We start from the raw sequence: 18,058 nt of genomic DNA, 5'->3' as shown, positions 1-18,058 counted from the left end.
ATGAGCGCCGGCCTGTCCGCTGCCGCTAAAACCGGTCCGCTGACCGGGCTGAAGGTGATCGAGATGGCCGGGCTCGGCGCCGTGCCGCTGGCCGGCCTGATGCTGTCGGAGATGGGCGCGCAAGTGTTGCGCATCGAACGGGCGGGGACGAGCCAGCTCCTGCCGCTGCCGGATGAGTATAACATCGACCGCCATGGCCGCGCCGTGCTGCGCCTCGACCTGAAGCGCCGTGAAGGCACCGATCTGTTGCTGCGCCTTGCCGAAAAGGCGGACATGTTGCTCGAAGGCTTTCGTCCGGGCGTCATGGAGCGGCTCGGCCTCGGCCCGGAAACGGTGCTGGCGCGTAACCCGGCGCTGATTTACGGCCGTATGACCGGCTTCGGCCAGGACGGTCCGCTCGCCGGCCGCGCCGGCCATGACATAACCTACCTCGCCTATAGCGGCGTGCTGCACGCCATCGGCCATGCCGGCGGCCGTCCCGTCCCGCCGCTCAACCTCGTTGCAGACTATGGCGGTGGCGCCATGATGCTGGTTGCCGGCGTGCTGGCCGCCCTTTTCCAACGTTCGCGCACAGGCAAGGGTGAAGTCATCGACGCCGCGATGGTCGATGGCGCCTCGATGCTGGCGGTGCCCCTGCACGCCTTGATGGCGGCCGGCTTGTGGAGCGATAAGCGTGGCGCGAACCTGCTCGATTCCGGCGCCCCGTTCTACGACACCTATGAGACGTCGGACGGACGCCATATCGCCATCGGCTGTCTCGAGCCGCAATTCTTCGCCGAATTCGCCAGGCTGCTGCCGCTCGACGAGCGCTTTGCATCCGGCCAGTACGACAAGGCCCTGTGGCCGCCGATGCGCGCCGCCATTGCCGATCGGATCCGGCAGAAACCACGCGACGACTGGGACCGGTTGTTCGCGCAAACCGATGCCTGCGTTGCACCCGTTCTGTCGCTGCAAGAGGCAAAGCACCACCCGCACAATCGGGCACGCAATGCCTCTGTGACGGCAGGTGCATTTGAGCGCCCGGCCCCGGCCCCGCGTTTCTCGAGTTCGCAACCGACATTGGCCACTATGCCCGGCGATGAGGATCTGTTGCCGTCGACAATGCTGGCACGTTTCGGCTTTGCGAAAGCCGAGATCGACGACCTTGTCAAATCCGGCTTGCTGACCGATAACTAGAGAACAAAGATCAACTTACTGCGGTGCTGCCTTGGACGAGCCGAAGAAGGACGTGATCCGTGAGACGGACGCCGAAGCGATCCGGCTGGCGAAGACGCTTCTGCGCAGCGCCCGCTTTGGCGCCCTGGCGGTGATCGAACCGCAAACCGGCTCGCCGCTGGCCAGCAGGGTTGGCGTGGCCACCGACATCGACGGCGCACCGCTGATCCTGGTGTCGATGCTTTCGGCGCACACCGGCGCGCTGCTTGCCGACCCGCGCTGTTCCCTGTTGCTCGGCGAACCAGGCAAGGGCGACCCGCTGGCGCACCCGCGCCTGACACTGGTCTGCCAGGCGGTAAGGATCGAGCGCGGATCGGCCGAACACGCCCGCACCGAGCGCCGTTACCTCAATCACAATGCCAGGGCGAAACTTTACGCCGGTCTCGGTGACTTTTCGATCTTTCGCCTCGATCCGCAACGCGCCAGCCTCAACGGCGGCTTCGGCAAGGCCTATCAGCTCGACCGATCGGATCTGCTCGCCAGCGGACCGGTCGTCGAGGAACTCGCGGCGCGCGAACAATCGGCCATCGACCACATGAACGCCGACCATCTCGACGCGATCGCCGTTTACGCACAGCATTTCGCCAAAGTATCCGGCAACGGCTGGCGTATTGCCGGATTCGATGCCGATGGCATGGATCTGGTGTCGGGCGACGATGCTTGCCGGGTCTTTTACCCGCAACCTCTGGGCGCAGCAGGTGAATTGCGGCACGTTCTGGTCGATATGGCGAGGGCGGGCCGAGCCATTGTCGACGCCGGGACTGAGACTTAATTATGCTGGATCAAAAGCAAAGCTTGAGATTTAGGTGAAATGCTCTACCTTTTAGTGACGCTGAATCGCCAGCGCCGATCGATAAGTGAATTTATGGAATCAGACGCCATTGCCCCCATGGCGTCGGGATGAACAGGAAGCATGGGGGATCGATGGTCTCGACAAAGCTAATCGTGAACGCCGAATCGGCGGCAGAGTTTCTCATGCTGATGGGCAATGAGAAGCGACTGTTGATCATGAGCTACCTCGCCGAAGGTGAAATGTCGGTGGGAGCCATAGCCGAGAAGGTGATGCTCAGCCAATCCGCCCTGTCCCAGCATCTCGCCAAGTTGCGGGCGCTCGACCTTGTCGACACCCGCCGCGACCGGCAGATGATTTACTACTCCTGCAAATCCGACGCCGTGCGAGAACTGCTTGTCATGTTGGACGGCATTTTCGGCAGCGGCAAGGATGACCTGTCCCAGATGGCGCACCGCTTGCGCCGTGCTGGAACCTGACCACACAGCCGCCGATCTCGCCGGTGATTCAGAGCGGCATGCGCCGATTTGGGGCGCACAAAGCTGGCTGATTGTCCCGAATTGTCGCATCGTGCTTTCCAAACAAGGTGAGCGCCGGGAAGCGGTCCGGATTTTCGGGCCGATGCGACGGTCGCGAGGAATGCATGGATCCCATTCGCATCGACGACCCGCAAGATCCGCGCGTCGCTGCCTATCTCGACATTCGCGAGCGTGACCTCGCCGGCCGGCAAGGCCGCTTCGTCGCCGAAGGCAAGGTGGTGCTCGACCTGCTGCTCACAACTGGACGCTTTGCCGCCGAATCGGTCCTCGTCCTGGAAAACCGGCTGGCGGGTCTCGACAAGATCCTGAGCAAGGCGCCCGCCGATCTCCCGGTCTATGTGGCAACCAGCGCGGTGATGGACGCAATCGCCGGATTTCACATGCATCGCGGCATCCTGGCCATGGGCCGCAAGGGAGCGCCGCAGCCGGCCGAAGCCCTGCTCGATGGCTTGCCGCCTCGTGCGCTGGTCGTGGTGCTCGTCGGCATCGCCAATCATGACAATGTGGGCTCGATCTTCCGCAACGCCGCCGCCTTTGGCGCTGACGCGGTTTTGCTGGATGCGACGTGCTGCGACCCGCTCTATCGCAAGGCGATCCGCGTTTCGGTCGGCGCCGCGCTCAAGATCCCGTTCGCATCGTTCACCGACACCGCCGGCTTCACAACGATGCTCGCCCGACGTGGCTTCGAACAATTCGCGCTCTCGCCCCGCGGGGAGACCGACATCCGCGATGCGCAGCGCAGCGAGCGCCTGGCGCTCTATCTCGGCACCGAGGGCGAAGGCTTGCCGGACGAGCTGCTCGCAAGCCTGCACGACGTGCGGATCACCATGGCGGAAGGCTTCGACAGCCTGAATGTCGCCGCGGCTTCAGCCATCGCGCTGCATCATTTTTCGGCTAGAGCAATTCTAGGAAAAGTGTGAAGCGGTTTTCCGTCCAGAATTGCGTCAAAGCAAAGAGTTAGGGCATTTCGCCGTTTCCGTGAAACGGTGAAATGCTCTAAGGAGACCTGATCTCAGCTTGTCGCGTCAGCCTTCTGCAGCGCGCGCACGCGGTCGGCAAGACTGCGGTCACCGTTGCCGGAGCGTGCGTCCGACGGTACCGCCAATGCCATGGCGATCGGCGAACCAGGCCCCTCGAGCTTGGCCGTCAGATGGACGACCTCCGCCGCCAGCTCGTTCATCTGCTCGCGCAAGGCGGAGCTGCTGTCAGTGGCCTTGGAGGCGGCCAGTGCGGTGAGATCCGCCTTCAGCCGTTTGTTCTCGCGCGCCAGCGCCGTCAGCCTCGCCTCGAGCTGCTCACGGTCGCTGTCGAGCTTGGCGATTGCCTTGTCGAAATCATCGCTCCTCGCGACATCGCCACCCTTGCCGACCAGCCGCAAGGCTGGCGCGCTGTCCTCGGATTTCGATCTTTCGCGCATGCGTGCCAGTTCCTTTTCGCGGCGGTCGAGTTTGTCTTCTCGATCGGCAAGTGTGGCCAGCAGCCGTTCGACCTTCTTGTCGAGCTCGGCGGTCTTTTTCTTCTCGGCTTTCAGGGCGTCCCGCGCGGCCTTGCTTTCGGCCGCGATTTCCTGGCCGCGCCTGTCGGCTTCCTTGCGCTGGCCGCGCAGCATCGCAATGTCACTGGCGAGTTTCTGCATTTCGGACTCTCGCGCCACGAGCTCGATCTGCCGGCTGCTCGAGGAAAAACTGGCGTCGTCATACATGCGCTCCAGCTTTTCCAGCTCAAGGGCGCGCTTTTCCAGCTTGCGTTCGGTTTCCTTCAGACGCTCCGAAAGCTGCTGCAACTCGCCCTCTCGCTGACGCAGCGCTTCGTTCTTCGCGCCCAGCTCGGTCAGCGCCTGGTTCTTGTCAGTCCGCTCGACCGCCAGGCCCTTCATGGCCTCGCGACCGCGATTGATCTCGACCAGTTGTTCGGCCGCCTTCTCACGCAACGCCTTGACGCTGATTTCCAGGCGGCGCGTCGTCATGGCGTATTCGGCGCGGATGCGATCCTTGTCCGCCTGGATCTCGGTCTGCGTCAGAGGGATCGAGGATTCGATGCGTTTGCGTGTAAGCGCGACCGCACGACGCCATATGGCCGGAGCCACCATGAGCGCCAGAAAGCCAGCGCAGAGAAAGCCGAGGACGAAGAACAGGACCGACTGGACCAAGTGACTACCCGTTGTGGCCGGCAAGCATCAAAAGCGCATAGATCGCTTTGACTGTGCCACGTTGACATGGCGGAAATCCAGCGTTGCGGCAAGGGTTTGCCGCAACGGTACGAGTTTAATGCATGTCGACCCAAAAGCGGTCCCGGATTGGACAACGACAGCCAAGGACTTCAGCCTAGAACGGATTCCACGTGGCCCGCTCGGTAAGCTTCAGATAGCCGAGATTGACGCCGAGCCGAGCACCGACGCCGGTGCGGATCGGCACCAGGAGAACATTGTTGTTCTTCAGCACGTTGAAGCCGACGCCCGCCACCACATAGGCTGAACCGGCAACGCCGCCATAGCGGTTGTAGAGGCTGCCCACATCATCGAGATTGTAGACCAGCATCATCACCCGCGACCCCTCGCCGCCGAAATCCCAGCCGAGCGACGGGCCTTGCCAGAACACTTTGTGGTCGCCGGCATTCTTGGTGTAGAGCGTGCCTTCGCCATAGGTCAGGCCACCGATCAGCGCACCAGAGCCCTCTTCGCCCAGCAGATAGCCGTTGGGCAGGCCGTAGGAGGCAAGAATCTTCTCGATCACCGTGGCGAGTCCGCCCGATGTGGCGCCAAAAAATTTGTGACCGGAATCGACAATCTCCTGAGCGGTGTATTCCTGGGCCCGCAAGGCTGAAGTCGAGAAGACGAGAACGCCCAGGAGCGTGACCGCCATTGAGAAGACACGGAGAAAGCTCCGGTCGTAGTATCGGGAAAACATGCTTCCAATCTCCGTCAGGGAGCACCTTCGCCGACGCCTCGCACCCCGTACGGCTCTTTTAGCCGGCCGTTAAGGGTAACTGTTAGGGGCAAATTATGCCGTAATCCTTTTTCAACCATTAAGCTCCCACATGAACATGGCGGTTCGAAGGCTGTTTGGGGTCGCTCAATTGGGGTCGGCAGCCTGTGTGAACACGCCATTTGCCACAACCACAATTTGGATTTGTTGCTGCACGCACGGGCGCTGTGTATTCAGAAAGCCTGAGGAGAGAGTGCGTGATTCGTGTGGCAGGCGACGATCGATCGCCCGGCCATGAGTTGTGAGATTTTGCAGGGATTTTTCGCCGATGGCCGATCTGTTCACCCTTTCCGCACCCGATCTGGCAGCGCTTTTGTGCAGCCGGGTCTGCCACGATATCATCTCGCCGGTCGGCGCGATCAACAACGGGCTCGAATTGCTTGATGAAGGCGGCGCCGATGAGGACGCCATGAAGCTGATCCGTCAGAGCGCCCGCAACGCTTCGGCCCGCCTTCAGTTCGCCCGCATCGCCTTCGGTGCCGCCGGTTCGGCCGGCATGTTGATCGATACCGGCGATGCCGAAGCGGTCGCCATCGCCTTCCTCAAGAACGAAAAGCCGGAACTGACCTGGAACGGGCCCCGCGCGTTGCTGCCCAAGAACAAGGTCAAGCTGCTGCTCAACCTGATCCTCGTCGCCAATGCCGCCATTCCGCGCGGCGGCAAGCTTTCCGTGACGCTGGAAAACCTTGAGACCGAACCGCGTTTCGCGCTTACGTCGGCTGGCCCGATGCTGCGGGTGCCGCCGAAATTCCTCGAACTGCATTCCGGCCACAAGCCGGAGGAGCCGATCGACGCGCATTCCGTGCAGCCCTATTACACGCTGCTCCTGGCGCGCGAAGCCGGCATGACGATATCGATCCACGCGACGCCGGAAGAAATCGTGCTTTCGGCGGCCTGATGCGCAGCCGATAAAGCGAAGTATTTTTTCATTTAACGCTGTAATTCCAGCTCATCGACTTGAGATGCGTCTGGTCGTTCAGGCGGTGCCAAAGCATTCGTGAATAAAAGTAGGCACCTGCCCATCTTTGTAAAAATTTTACCTAACGCCTTTTCGGCTTCTTTACCAGATTGGCCTATGGTGCGTCCTGGATGCCCCGACGCTGCCGGACTGCCAGAAGGCAAAGAGGACCCGGAAATGAAACGCTGCATGTTCGTCGACGATTCAAGCGTTATCAGGAAGGTTGCAAAACGCATCCTGGGCGGCTCCGAAATGATTGTCATCGAGGCCGCCAGCGGACTTGACGCGCTGGAGATGTGCGCCGCCGACATGCCCGACATCATCGTCGTCGATGGCGCCTTGCCCGACGTACCGGCAGTCGACCTCATCCGTCGCGTCCGCGCCATGGAGAGCCCGATAAGGCCGCAGATCCTGATTTCCCTGGTCGAGCTCGATATTGCTTCGATCATGCGGGCCAAGCGAGCCGGCGCCCAGGGCTATCTCTTGAAGCCGTTCAACCGCCCGCAGCTGCTCGAGCGCTTTCGCACCTTGAAGAGCGCACCTGATTCGGCATCCTTGAGCAACTCCAGAAAAAGTGCGTGACGGTCTTCTGCTCGGAAGCCCAAAAGCAGACCGTTACCAGCCCATCATGCAAAAACCCGGCCGAAGCCGGGTTTTTTATTGAAAAGATTCGAACGATTCGTCGCTCAGGCGCTGACGCGAATGTCTTCCGGTTCGCGCAGCACATAGCCGCGACCCCAGACCGTTTCGATGTAGTTCTGACCGCCCGATGCCGCGTCGAGCTTTTTGCGCAGCTTGCAGATGAAGACGTCGATGATTTTCAGCTCAGGCTCGTCCATGCCGCCATAGAGGTGGTTGAGGAACATTTCCTTGGTCAACGTGGTGCCCTTGCGTAGCGAGAGCAACTCCAGCATCTGGTATTCCTTGCCGGTCAGGTGCACGCGCTGGCCGCCCACTTCGACTGTCTTGGCATCGAGGTTGACCACCAGGTCGCCGGTGGTGATGACCGACTGGGCGTGGCCCTTGGAGCGCCGCACGATGGCATGAATGCGGGCAACCAGCTCGTCCTTGTGGAATGGCTTGGTCATGTAGTCGTCTGCGCCGAAGCCGAGGCCGCGCACCTTGTCCTCGATGCCGGCCATGCCGGAGAGGATGAGAATAGGTGTTTTGACCTTGGAAAGGCGAAGCGTTCTCAAGACCTCGTAGCCTGACATGTCAGGCAGGTTGAGGTCGAGAAGAATGATATCGTAGTCGTAGAGCTTGCCTAGATCGACGCCCTCTTCACCGAGATCGGTCGTGTAGACGTTGAAACTTTCCGATTTCAGCATCAGTTCGATGCTTTGTGCGGTTGCACTGTCATCTTCTATCAGCAGAACACGCATTTTATTCCCCTTTTCTGCTGCCGGACCATTTCACGACCCGTCCGGACCCGGAGCAGTGGTTGCCTTGTGCAGAGGCTGCCATTGAATGGTTAACAAATCCTAATTTCCCGTCCATGACGGTACCAGATTTTTTAACCTCTTTCTACACCCTCTTGAATCTAATAACGAATCTCAGAACCAAATTCCTAATGCAACACATTAACAACCTGGACTAAGCGACTCCAGGGACTCATCGACGTCGCTTCCGCATCGGTGGCCGGAATTTTTACCCGGCCTTAAGTCCTGACCCGTATGATTAACAATGCCCGTAAACGAATGGTTACCGCCGGCAAAAAACTTTAGGGTTTTGTTTCCCATAGTTGGGGGAAAGCCGGTGGACACGGGTGCGGCCTGGGCGTTTCCAGGTGGTTTGGACGATAAGTGCGGGTGTGCGTTTCCGGGAGTACCGAATCATGAAGTCACGTGAAAACCTCGTTCGGCTGAAACAGTTTCAGGTGAATGAGAAGCGGCGGCAGCTGCTGCAGCTCGACATGATGATCGCCGAGTTCGAACGCATGGCCGTCGAGCTGGAGCTTCAGATTACCGCCGAGGAAAAGAAGGCCGGCATCACCGACATCAACCATTTCGCCTATCCGACCTTCGCCAAGGCGGCTCGCCTGCGCCGCGACAATCTCAGGAATTCCCAAAGCGACCTCGCCCAGCAGCGAAGCGCCGCCGAATCATTACTCGGCGAAGCTGAAGCGGAGCTTTCCAAAGCGGAAATGCTGGAATCGCGCGACACGAAGATCCGCGAAGCCGAAGTCGGTGGCCGCAGCGCCATGATCGGCTAAAACCCTGCCCCTGGCGACGTCAACGCTCGCCATCGGACTGGCGCATTGTCGCGGCTTGCGGCCCGGCGGAATACGCCCAGAAGAATGAAAACCGCCCTACGCGGCCCAATCCCCTTCATTCTCGGCAATTGCCCTTGCACGGGCATCCTTGATATCCGGCGCATGCTGCTCCGCCCATGACCTGATCTGGGTAAGCAGTCCCGCCAGGTTCTGACCGAGCTCGGTCAATTCATATTCGACCCGCGGCGGAATGACCGGAAAGATCTCGCGCCGTACCAATCCGTCGCGCTCGAGCACGCGCAGCGTCTGCGTCAGCATCTTCGGCGTGATGCCGTCAAGCTTCCGGGCAAGCTCGCCATTGCGCAGCCGGCCTTTGCGCAGCGCGCAAACCACCAGATAGACCCATTTGCTGGCCAGCATCTCCAGCACCGTGTGCGAAGGACACGTTCGCCGGAACGCGTCATAGCCGAAACCGCAATCATCTTCACTATCCATGAGGTGCGTATGTATCAGAAAGGTACATACTGGACAAGGGACTATTACTATCCAAATGATAGTGGCATCAACCGAGCAGGAGATATCTCAATGCGTGCCGCTATCCAGAATTCCGTCGGCGGACCCGACGTCCTTGTCATCGCCGATCAGCCCGATCCCACGCCAGAGGCCGGCGAAGTGCTGGTCGGTGTCAAGGCCGCGGGCATCAATCCGGTCGATGGCGCCGTCCGTGCCGGCTACTACCCCTTGCTCGGCGAGCCGCCCTTCATCCTGGGGTGGGATATCTCGGGAACTGTCGAAGCACTCGGCGCCGGCGTCACCGGCTTCAAGATCGGCGACGAGGTGTTCGGGATGCCGCGCTTTCCCAAGCAGGCCGCCGCCTATGCCGAGTTGGTTGCCGTACCTGCCGATCAAATCACACTGAAGCCGAAGGGCGCGGGCCACCTCGAGGCAGGCGCCTTGCCGCTGGCCGGCCTCACCGCCTGGCAAGGGCTTGTTCGCCACGGCGGGCTGAAATCGGGGCAGCGCGTATTGGTGCATGCGGGAGCCGGCGGCGTCGGTCATCTGGCGGTGCAGATCGCCAAGGCGCGCGGCGCCTACGTCGTCGCCACGGCCAGCCCGGGCAAGCTCGATTTCGTCCGCAACCTCGGCGCCGACGAGGTCATCGACTACACCAAGGGCGATTTCACCGAACATGTTCGCGACATCGATCTGGTGCTGGATCCAATGGGCGGCGACCACGCCCAACGCTCACTGAAGGTGCTCAAACGTGGCGGCGTGCTGGTGTCATTGCTCGATGTCAGCAACGACACCAGGGCGCAGGCCAGTGCGCGCGATATTCGGGTCGAGCGTATGTCGGTCGTGCCCGACAGGGAGGGCCTGCTGGAACTGGCTCGGTTGATCGATGCCCACAAGCTCACCGTCCATGTGGCGAAGAGCTTCCCACTGGACCAGGCGGGGGCCGCTCACGCCTTCCTTGCCACCAAGCCGATCGGCAAGGTTGTGCTGTCGCTCTGAGCGGAACGGTGACCGTGAAAAACAGAAGGGCGCGGAGTTAGCCGCGCCCTTCGTCTAAATTCGCAATGGTCAGTGCCGGTATTGCTGGATGCGTGTCGTGCGCAGCCCGGCAAGGCCGTATTCGTCGATCGACGCCTGCCAGGACAGGAATTCCTCGGTGGTGAGCTTGTAGCGTTGGCATGCCTCGTCCAGGCTCAAAAGCCCGCCGCGCACGGCCGCAACCACTTCCGCCTTACGCCGGATAACCCAGCGACGTGTATTGGTCGGCGGCAGATCGGCAATCGTAAGAGGGCTGCCGTCAGGCCCGATAACATATTTGACTCTCGGTCTAACCAGATCGGTCATCGTACTCTCTACAAAAAACTCAAAGACCCAATCCCCGCCACGTTACCGCCACAGCTTTAAAAATTGCCTAAGCAGACCCTAATGACTAGGTAAGGATCATGAACGCCGCGTTAGTCTTTTCGCCGGCATTTGAAACATCTGCCCGCAAACCCTGATTTGCCGGGGGAAAATGCATCCCTTGGCGAAGATCGGCGACAAACGGTGAATCGCCCTGCACGCTGGCGCGCCGGTAAAGCTTGACCTATATTCTCGACATTGGCATTGAGGCGCCGCGCAGAACGAAAGCATCATGAACAGTCTCGATCTTCCCGGACGTCCCGAAAACACCCGCATCGTCGTCGCCATGTCCGGCGGTGTCGATTCATCGGTCGTCGCCGGCCTGCTGAAACGCGAGGGCTACGACGTCGTCGGCGTCACCTTGCAGCTCTACGACCACGGCGCGGCGACGCACCGGGCCGGCTCATGCTGCGCGGGGCAGGACATCGACGATGCCCGCCGTGTCTCCGAGACGCTCGGCATCCCCCATTATGTGCTCGACTACGAGGAACGCTTCCGCAAGGCGGTCATCGATCCCTTCGCCGAGAGCTACGTCGCCGGCGAGACGCCGATCCCGTGCGTTTCCTGCAACCAGACGGTGAAGTTCGCCGACCTCCTGGCCACCGCCAAGGAGCTCGGCGCCGACGCGCTGGCCACCGGCCACTACATCCGTTCCGGCGCCAATGGCGCCCAGCGCGCGCTCTACCGTCCGGTCGACGCCGACCGTGACCAGAGCTACTTCCTGTTCGCCACCACGCAGGCGCAGATCGATTATCTGCGCTTTCCCCTCGGCGGCCTGTCGAAGCCTCAGGTTCGCGCCATCGCCGAGGAGATGGGGCTGGCGGTTGCCGCCAAGCAGGACAGCCAGGACATCTGCTTCGTGCCGCAGGGCAAGTATTCCGACATCATCGCCAAGCTGAAGCCAACTGCGGCCAATCCGGGCGACATCGTCCACATCGACGGCCGCGTGCTCGGCCGCCATGAGGGCATCCTGCGCTACACGATCGGCCAGCGCCGCGGCATCGGCATCGCTTCCGGCGAGCCGCTTTACGTCGTCCATCTCGATGCCGACCGGGCTCGCGTCGTGGTTGGCCCGCGCGAGGCGCTGGAGACGCACAAGATCTATCTGCGCAATATGAACTGGCTGGGCGACGGACCGCTCACAGACGTCCCTGCCGGCGGCCTGGAACTGTTCGCCAAGGTCCGCTCGACGCGGCCGCCGCGCCCGGCCGTGCTGCATCATCGTGCCGGTGCCACATGGGTGGAACTGGTAGACGGCGAGTCCGGCATCGCGCCGGGCCAGGCCTGCGTGCTCTACTCCGATGACGGCAACGAGGCCCGCGTGTTCGGCGGCGGCTTCATCGAGCGATCGGAGCGTGGCGCCGAGGCCGAGGCCATGCTGACCCGGCTTGCCGCCCGGCCGGCCCAGATTCCCGCGGAATAAGATTCCCGCGGAATAAGATTCTTGCCGAATAAGTTTCCTGCCGAATAATCCGCGCTTCAGGAATTCGACTTGGTGTGGGTGACCGTGCCGGCGGTCAGGATGCGCAGCACCCGGATCGCTTCCTCGCCGCTGGTACGCGGTTCGGCACGCGTCTCGATGCACTGGATGAAATGCTCCAGCTCGCGCGTCAGCGGCATGCCCTGGGCAACCGCGACATAGGACGGCTCATTGGTGGTGAAGGCCCATTGGCCGCTGTCCTGCCACACCGCGTGGCGGTAGACGGCCAGCTTGCGTTCCCATGGCTCGACGTCGTCGAACACCGCCATTGCCTTGGTGCCGACCACGGTCAGCCGCCGCTCGCGATAGGGATTGAGACGCGAGGTGAAGAGATGGCTGCGCAGGCCGTTGGGGAAGCGCATGTGCAGATGCGCGAAGTCGCTGAGATTGTCGAGCAGGGCGGCCCCCTCGCCGCGCACCTCGATCGGCTCTGTGCCGGTGATCGCCAGGATCATCGATAGATCGTGCGGCGCCAGGTCCCACAGCGCGTCGTTCTCTGTGTGGAACTTGCCGAGGCCGAGCCGGTGAGAGTGGATGTAGCGGACTTCGCCAAGCTCTCCCTTGTCGATCAGCCCTTTCAGCGTCTCGAAGGCGGGGTGGAACCGCAGGACATGGCCGACCATGAAGACGCGGCCATTGTCCTTGGCCGCCTGCACCGCACGCTCGGCATCCGCCACCGTCAGCGCGATCGGCTTTTCCACCAGCACGTCCTTGCCGTTCTCGACGGCACGTACCGCAAGGTCGGCATGGAATTGCGGCGGCAGCGCCATGACGATGGCGTCGATATCGTCACGGACGAACAGCTGGTCCGGCTCGATCGCCAGGCAGTCCTGCTCGCTGGCAAAGCCTTCCGCGCGGGCCCGGTTGGTATCGGAGACCGCGTGCAGCGCGCCGAGCGCCTTGAGAGTGCGGATGTGGTTGCTGCCCCAGTATCCGCAACCGAGGACTGCTATGCGCGGCTTCATCTGTTTCAAACTCTAAAAACTCGTGGCCGAGACATAGCGACGTGCCCCTTCGAACTCAACCCCGGCGGCGACAACCAAATGTCGCCGCGGCAAAGCTTTTCGATAATGACGATAAGCCGGCAAGCCGGTTGCTTCGAAGCTTGACAGGCTCACCCTCCCAACCTTATATCCGCGCGACCTTGGCGAACGCCCCTGACATGCCTTTCGATTTGAGGCGGATTTCGGGCCTTTCGCCGCCCTGGCGGGGTAGCTCAGTTGGTTAGAGCACGGGAATCATAATCCTGGGGTCGGGGGTTCAAGTCCCTCTCCCGCTACCACCGTTCCCACCGACAGAGTGGCCGGTGCACAATATTGAAGGCGGAACGAAAGGTCCTCCGCTATCACCATTAACAATACCGAGGCTTCCGAAGCCTCTTGCTCCTACCAGAGCGTCCAATTTTCCCCGAATGTTGACGCTCACACCGCCCTTTCGGTTCGGGTAGACTGTGACGCTGTCCACCAGTTCCCGGATAGCATCTGCTCCCTCACTGTTGCCGTCGTCAATTCCTCGCTGGAGTTCGTTCCGCAAGCGGGCGAGCTTGACTTCGAACTGAGACAACGCCCGGTCATGCAGCACGACTTTCTCGACCTCGTTTGGAACGCGCTCCAGTTCCTGCTGCAACCGCTGTTTCTCTGCCCGAAGTGCGGGAAGTTGTTTCTGAACATCCTCCTCCGAAAAGACACCCTTAGCGACGAATTCTACTATGCGGTCGGTCTCCCGCTGAACCTGCGCGAGCTTGGCTCCCAGCGTCGAACGGTTGCGATGTGATGACGCGACCAGACGCTTGCGTTCGGCCACATAGGTCTCAATGAAGAGAGTAACCTTCCAAGGCTCCCGAAGCTCGTCAAGCAGGGAACTCACTACCAACTCCTCCACGCTGTCGAGATAGCAGGTCTTGGCATCGGGACAGTTGCCGCTCTCCCTGTGCGCGGAGCAACGAATACGAACACGACAGGATTTGTCCTTTCCTGACGTTGACATACCTGACCCGCAGACGCCGCAGCGAAGCAGGCCCGACAACAGTCGCTTGGGTCGGCGGTGCATTTCGGGTCGCGGCTTCCTTGTAGCCTCGCGGCGCGCTCTTGCCGCCTCGAATACCCCCACGTCCAAAATGCGGAGTTCAGCGACCTCGACCTCTTGCCGCTGATCTAATGGGTTCTCACGTGATACACGCTTGCCCGTGTCGGGGTTCTTCTCCATCCTGAGCTTGTTCCATGTCAGGCGACCGTCATAGATGGTGTTGTTCAAGATGCCGATGCCGCGCTTGGCGTTGCCGTGAATAGTGGATGCATTCCACAGGCTGCGACGAGGCGGCGGCACGCTGTCGCGGTTGAGGCCATGCGCAATGGTTCGGGAGGAGCTTCCGGCAAGGAACTCGGCGTAGATGCGGCGAACTACAGCAGCTTCCTCCTCCACGATTTCCAAACGCCCCACCTGCCCGGCAACCGGGCGGTAGGCATAGGGTCGCCCACCGGGGTTTCGCCCTTCCCGCACGACCCCGGCCATGCCTCGGCGAACCTTTCTAGCTCCTTCCTCCCGCTGGAGTTGACCCATCAACCCGTGGATCACCAGATTAAGCGTCTCCGCTTCGCCTTGGTTTACCGATACCAGCTTGACCCCGAGAAAGTTCAGGCGCTTCAGAACGAAAATACTATCGCCAGTGTCGCGGGCCAGTCTGTCGAAAGCCTCGGTCAGCACCATATCGAACTCTCGTCGCTCCGCCGCCGCTAGGAGTTCGTGGACCTTGCGGCCATGAAGTGACGCTCCAGATACCGCGCGATCCTCATAATGTCCGACAATATGATACCCATGACGAACCGCGTAAGCCGTGCATAGGGCGACCTGATCCTCAATAGAGCGATCATTCTGGAGGTCAGTGCTGTAGCGACTGTACGTTACGGCTCGCATGATTGGTCCTCCCCCTGTGCACTCCGGTGATCCTGCTCCGCTGTTCGCATTGCTAGGAAAACCACCAGTCGGTCCAGCGGGTCGAGTGCCATCGGGAAGCTCGCCACTTTGTCGCGGTCCCGGCCCGCATGCTGATAGTCATCTTGACGGATCGTCTTCCGCCGCTTGTTGAGTTTGAGGGGCACTCGAAGGCTCCACCTGACGGTGCATGCGTCTGCATGCTGCTGCTAGGTGCCTGTCCGGGTGCCCTCCCGGTCCGACGGCCCGCCGCATTCAGCGGACGGGCGCTTACTCCACAAGCGGTTCAATGCCAGCACTCGCGGGTCTGTAAGTCAAACTCGCGGCGCTTTCTTATTCTAGGGACTATGGATCACGACACACCTCTCCAATCGGAGCGTTGTGCGCCACTAACTGATGCGCACTTGCAGGCATGTCCGCTTGATCTCGCGATCTGACGGCTACTCGTCACACGAGCAGCACTTACTCAACAGCCCCCTCACGTTATGCGGGACGCTCCGTAAGTCAAAGGGGTCGATGTGATAGCGATTGATAAAACTCTGAAATCGAATTCACTCCTCGCCACTTTTCCCCGTTACTCACAGGCTAACTATCGGACAATTAAAGGTTACTAGTTATGGTTGAATGCTACCAAAGGAAATCGAACTTGATCGCTCAGACCGGATCGGATAGGCGTTCCATTACTCGATTGACCATGTCGGAACGGTAGTTTCATCCGTATCGAGCGCCCAGCCAAGCGGAGCGCCCGACATGAAATCTCGCAGAAACACCCGCAACTTCCAATTTGGTGAGCAACAGATCGCCCAGCGGCAGGCTGAGGACGCCGACGATCCTCGGCTAACGGTAGAACAGGCTGCCCGCTACTTGGGCGTCAGCGTCCCAACGTTGAACCGTTGGCGCAGTACCGGGAACGGTCCGACATGGACCAAGCTCGGCAGCAGAGTTTACTACCGTGTTTCCGAACTGAAAGCGTTCAGGTCATGAGCGCGACACTCGCCGGGCAGGTACTATGCGATGGCGTCGCCTTTCCTCTTACCGAACTGGGCGCTGAGCACGAGGACGAAGCTCTTCTTGAGTATGCCATTTGCTCGAAACGCGAGCGCAAGCTGCACAAGCAACTGAGATCAGCGCCAACCGAAAGCGCCTTCAGGAAGAAGGCCGAGGTCTACTTCGCATCCATTGCCTGTCGATTTGTCAGCATGGTCGAACAGGCGAAGCGTCTCCCGAGGTGGAAGCGCCTCCCCATTTCCACCTGCCTCGACCTCTCAAAGAAGCTGTCTCTATCCCAGCCAATCACAGAACCAGTCGCGTGCTGGCATGAACCGAAAGCGAGCGGACAGGGATTTCGTCTCCTGCACGATTTCGGCCCCCTGCACCGGGCTGCTCAACACATGGTCTTGCGAGTGATATCGGCGCGCTGGGAGCCAAAACCCTTTCAGTACGGCGTGCGCAAGCGCGGACAAGCTGACGCGGTAGAGCTTATTAGGAAGTTGATCCTGAGTGGCTACCACCACGGCATGACGCTCGACCTAAGGGACTTCTTCAACAGCTTCTCGCGTGATGCATTGACGACGCTCCTGCCTCTGCCGAAATCAATAATCACCAACGTGGTGATCCCCGACAACCTGAAACTCAAACCGAAAAAAGGAGGGACGCAAGCCACATGTAATGCACCGGGATGCGCATCTAATAGCTATACGTATCCTATCCCCAGCCCGACCGTGCTGCCGCAGGGTTCGGCGTGCTCCAATATCGTCGCCGCCTATGTCGTGTCAGCCCTCGACATCGTTGTCCCCGCAGGGGTCGTGCTCACCATGTATGTGGACGACATTTGCCTGCTGGCGAAGAACGCCGACGACTTGAAGCTCGCAGAGAATGCTCTGCTCCTCGCCTTCGAGGAGAGTGCGGCTGGAGATTTCACGTTCCACCTATCCGAGGACACGCTGGACGATGGCGGCTTGCGCTTCCTCGGATACTATCTCTGGTTCGTTCCGGGGACCAAGAACCTGCTGGTCTCGCCGACCTACGAAGCGAAGAACATGCACAAGAAGGAATGCACACTACGCGAGCGCAGAGTTGCCTACATAGCCAAGATCAACAAGGCCATTGTCGCTGAGGCCATCGCCGACTACTGCCTGTATCGCGTCGCATGGGCGATTGCATTCAGAGCAGCCGACCATTTTCCCCTTATGCTGGAGCAAGCAATCGAGCGGTTCGTGAAACTCTGCCTCAAGCATGACGTTCCCGTGGCCTACGCTAAGAAACTGGTCGGGGGCGCATTCGTACACGAGATCGTTAAGACCCCCAAGAAATCAGGTGGCTACTCGGAAAAAATCAAGATCGCACACCTCGCGACAGCGTTGTTGGCGGTTCCGGGTCCGTGAGCCTCGGGCGCAGGAGTGGGGTCGATCCCGCCGAGCTTTTCAGCCCAGAAATCCCATCCGGGGCATTGCGGCGCGGCCCGCTCCTAGAGCTAACGACACGTTTGGCTGCACTATCCGCAAATGATCTGCAATGGCTCAAAAGGGGTCATCGAAGCGGCTCTGAACAACGGACCTCGTTGACCTAGTCGGACACCGACCGGATTGGGGGACTGCGGCGTTTCGCTCTGCCGCTTCTGTTCAGAATTTCCTGCCATTGAACTTGGCGACAACGACCTCGAACAGATCGGGTCTCGCATCGTCGAGCGAAGACACGTCGGCACAGAAATCGAAGCGTGGCCTAAGCATCATAAAGACAATTCCGGCTTGGCCTTCTTGCTTGACAATCACGAGGTACTGCCCCTCGTACTCACCACCACCCTGATAGACCACCGAGACGTCGCCTATTGCTGGTGCCACTTCGGGCACACCATGATCCACCACGTACCAGTCGGCATTGCGGCGAGCGTTATTGGCAATCCATTTCCAGTCATCCTGCTCGTTTGCAGCATGTCCGGGAGGGCACTCCTTCGCACTAGCTTCGGCACTTACAATCAGTGCAATGACTACCGCCGTGCCTGCGCACATGGCAGCAAGAGGTTTCTTCGAAAACGA

Annotated in this window: 19 protein-coding genes and 1 tRNA gene; 12 read left to right on the top strand and 8 right to left on the bottom strand. The window is 60.5% G+C overall.

Annotation, left to right across the window (positions count from 1 at the left end):
- The 4 genes from RPF88_RS30725 to RPF88_RS30710 all read left to right on the top strand — a co-directional run bounded on the left by RPF88_RS30725 (position 1) and on the right by RPF88_RS30710 (position 3,464).
- Entirely contained in the window at positions 1–1,176 is a 1,176-nt protein-coding gene (locus tag RPF88_RS30725) for a CaiB/BaiF CoA transferase family protein (RefSeq protein ID WP_337123815.1), read from the top strand.
- A gap of 31 nt (positions 1,177–1,207) precedes the next feature.
- Entirely contained in the window at positions 1,208–1,987 is a 780-nt protein-coding gene (locus RPF88_RS30720) for a HugZ family pyridoxamine 5'-phosphate oxidase (protein WP_064994473.1), read from the top strand.
- A 152-nt stretch (positions 1,988–2,139) separates the two neighbouring features.
- Positions 2,140–2,484, top strand: coding sequence for an ArsR/SmtB family transcription factor (locus RPF88_RS30715; protein ID WP_013529913.1), 345 nt, complete (start codon positions 2,140–2,142; stop codon positions 2,482–2,484).
- Between the two features lie 164 nt (positions 2,485–2,648).
- Positions 2,649–3,464, top strand: coding sequence for a TrmH family RNA methyltransferase (locus RPF88_RS30710; protein ID WP_337123814.1), 816 nt, complete (start codon positions 2,649–2,651; stop codon positions 3,462–3,464).
- 92 nt (positions 3,465–3,556) lie between these two features.
- Here RPF88_RS30710 and RPF88_RS30705 read toward each other — a convergent pair whose 3' ends face one another.
- Both RPF88_RS30705 and RPF88_RS30700 read right to left on the bottom strand, forming a co-directional pair.
- The gene (locus tag RPF88_RS30705; RefSeq protein WP_024504506.1) at positions 3,557–4,693 is read right to left on the bottom strand and encodes a hypothetical protein; all 1,137 of its coding nucleotides are present in this window, start codon (positions 4,691–4,693) and stop codon (positions 3,557–3,559) included.
- Between the two features lie 175 nt (positions 4,694–4,868).
- Positions 4,869–5,405: a DUF1134 domain-containing protein gene (locus RPF88_RS30700; RefSeq protein WP_337123926.1), complete on the bottom strand. Its 537-nt coding sequence runs from the start codon at positions 5,403–5,405 to the stop codon at positions 4,869–4,871.
- A 391-nt stretch (positions 5,406–5,796) separates the two neighbouring features.
- Here RPF88_RS30700 and chpT point away from each other — a divergent pair, with 391 nt between their 5' ends.
- Positions 5,797–6,426, top strand: coding sequence for a histidine phosphotransferase ChpT (gene chpT / locus RPF88_RS30695; RefSeq protein WP_027162205.1), 630 nt, complete (start codon positions 5,797–5,799; stop codon positions 6,424–6,426).
- A 237-nt stretch (positions 6,427–6,663) separates the two neighbouring features.
- A complete protein-coding gene (locus RPF88_RS30690) occupies positions 6,664–7,068 on the top strand; it encodes a response regulator (RefSeq protein ID WP_024504503.1) in 405 nt (134 codons plus the stop codon).
- A 104-nt stretch (positions 7,069–7,172) separates the two neighbouring features.
- On the opposite strand, the gene ctrA is transcribed toward RPF88_RS30690, so the two are convergent.
- Positions 7,173–7,868, bottom strand: coding sequence for a response regulator transcription factor CtrA (ctrA, locus tag RPF88_RS30685; RefSeq protein WP_006203583.1), 696 nt, complete (start codon positions 7,866–7,868; stop codon positions 7,173–7,175).
- 452 nt (positions 7,869–8,320) lie between these two features.
- On the opposite strand from ctrA, the gene RPF88_RS30680 reads away from it, so the two are divergent.
- The gene (locus tag RPF88_RS30680) at positions 8,321–8,698 is read left to right on the top strand and encodes a flagellar export protein FliJ (protein ID WP_013529907.1); all 378 of its coding nucleotides are present in this window, start codon (positions 8,321–8,323) and stop codon (positions 8,696–8,698) included.
- A 96-nt stretch (positions 8,699–8,794) separates the two neighbouring features.
- Here RPF88_RS30680 and RPF88_RS30675 read toward each other — a convergent pair whose 3' ends face one another.
- Positions 8,795–9,193, bottom strand: coding sequence for a winged helix-turn-helix transcriptional regulator (locus RPF88_RS30675; RefSeq protein WP_013529906.1), 399 nt, complete (start codon positions 9,191–9,193; stop codon positions 8,795–8,797).
- A gap of 90 nt (positions 9,194–9,283) precedes the next feature.
- On the opposite strand from RPF88_RS30675, the gene RPF88_RS30670 reads away from it, so the two are divergent.
- A complete protein-coding gene (locus tag RPF88_RS30670; protein WP_337123813.1) occupies positions 9,284–10,210 on the top strand; it encodes an NADP-dependent oxidoreductase in 927 nt (308 codons plus the stop codon).
- A gap of 69 nt (positions 10,211–10,279) precedes the next feature.
- Here the strand turns inward: RPF88_RS30670 and sciP are convergent, their stop codons facing one another.
- Positions 10,280–10,555 carry a CtrA inhibitor SciP gene (gene sciP / locus RPF88_RS30665; RefSeq protein WP_013529904.1) on the bottom strand — a complete coding sequence of 92 codons (276 nt, stop codon included), beginning with the start codon at positions 10,553–10,555 and terminating at the stop codon, positions 10,280–10,282.
- A 289-nt stretch (positions 10,556–10,844) separates the two neighbouring features.
- Here sciP and mnmA point away from each other — a divergent pair, with 289 nt between their 5' ends.
- Positions 10,845–12,035, top strand: a complete 1,191-nt coding sequence (gene mnmA, locus RPF88_RS30660) for a tRNA 2-thiouridine(34) synthase MnmA (RefSeq protein WP_013529903.1) — start codon at positions 10,845–10,847, stop codon at positions 12,033–12,035.
- A gap of 56 nt (positions 12,036–12,091) precedes the next feature.
- Here the strand turns inward: mnmA and RPF88_RS30655 are convergent, their stop codons facing one another.
- Positions 12,092–13,057, bottom strand: a complete 966-nt coding sequence (locus tag RPF88_RS30655; protein WP_013529902.1) for a Gfo/Idh/MocA family protein — start codon at positions 13,055–13,057, stop codon at positions 12,092–12,094.
- A 240-nt stretch (positions 13,058–13,297) separates the two neighbouring features.
- Between RPF88_RS30655 and RPF88_RS30650 the strand changes: the two genes are divergently transcribed.
- Positions 13,298–13,374 (top strand) — tRNA-Met (locus RPF88_RS30650).
- Here RPF88_RS30650 and RPF88_RS30645 read toward each other — a convergent pair.
- The gene (locus RPF88_RS30645) at positions 13,353–15,005 is read right to left on the bottom strand and encodes a recombinase family protein (protein ID WP_337123812.1); all 1,653 of its coding nucleotides are present in this window, start codon (positions 15,003–15,005) and stop codon (positions 13,353–13,355) included. The genes RPF88_RS30650 and RPF88_RS30645 overlap by 22 nt on opposite strands.
- Positions 15,006–15,773: 768 nt before the next feature.
- Here RPF88_RS30645 and RPF88_RS30640 point away from each other — a divergent pair.
- Positions 15,774–16,007 carry a helix-turn-helix domain-containing protein gene (locus RPF88_RS30640; protein ID WP_337123811.1) on the top strand — a complete coding sequence of 78 codons (234 nt, stop codon included), beginning with the start codon at positions 15,774–15,776 and terminating at the stop codon, positions 16,005–16,007.
- Positions 16,004–17,407, top strand: a complete 1,404-nt coding sequence (locus tag RPF88_RS30635; RefSeq protein ID WP_337123810.1) for a reverse transcriptase domain-containing protein — start codon at positions 16,004–16,006, stop codon at positions 17,405–17,407. Before RPF88_RS30640 ends, RPF88_RS30635 begins: the two co-directional genes overlap by 4 nt.
- 237 nt (positions 17,408–17,644) lie before the next feature.
- Here the strand turns inward: RPF88_RS30635 and RPF88_RS30630 are convergent, their stop codons facing one another.
- On the bottom strand, positions 17,645–18,031 hold the full coding sequence (locus RPF88_RS30630) for a hypothetical protein (RefSeq protein ID WP_337123809.1): 387 nt from the start codon (positions 18,029–18,031) through the stop codon (positions 17,645–17,647).
- Positions 18,032–18,058: the final 27 nt, after the last annotated feature.

The organism is Mesorhizobium sp. ISC11, assembly GCF_037162595.1.
Classification (GTDB): domain Bacteria; phylum Pseudomonadota; class Alphaproteobacteria; order Rhizobiales; family Rhizobiaceae; genus Mesorhizobium; species Mesorhizobium ciceri.
Note: the sequence above shows the minus strand (reverse complement) of the source record. Positions and strands in the feature narration are given on the sequence as shown.